Annotated in this window: 1 protein-coding gene; it reads right to left on the bottom strand. The window is 31.4% G+C overall.

Annotated features, from left to right (window positions below; genetic code table 11):
• Nucleotides 1-50: 50 nt before the first annotated feature.
• Nucleotides 51-328 (bottom strand): QacCGHJ group quaternary ammonium compound efflux SMR transporter (gene qac / locus CD032_RS03995; RefSeq protein ID WP_103211196.1); only part of this gene is annotated, 278 nt, incomplete at its 5' end.

Raw genomic sequence — 328 nt, 5'->3', positions numbered from 1 at the left:
TGTTAAGGGTTCCGAGGCTCAACGTCAATAAAGCAATTGGAATAAAGCAATTAATGCGATGTTCCGAAAATGTTTAACGAAACTACGCCGACTATGATTAAAACTATAGATACTATAGTTATTAGATTTATTTGTTCTTTGAAAATAATTATTGAGACTACGGTTGTTAAGACTAAACCTAGTCCCGCCCAAGTTGCATAAGTTATATTTAGTGGTAGGTGTTGCATTGTTTTACTTAAAAAATAGAAACAAATTCCAAATGAAATTATTGTTCCTAAGGATGGTATAAATTTTGAAAAGCCTTCTGAAGATTTAAGAAATGCACTTC

This window comes from Staphylococcus cohnii subsp. cohnii, from assembly GCF_002902365.1.
GTDB lineage: Bacteria > Bacillota > Bacilli > Staphylococcales > Staphylococcaceae > Staphylococcus > Staphylococcus cohnii.
This window is presented reverse-complemented; position numbering and strand designations above follow the sequence as displayed.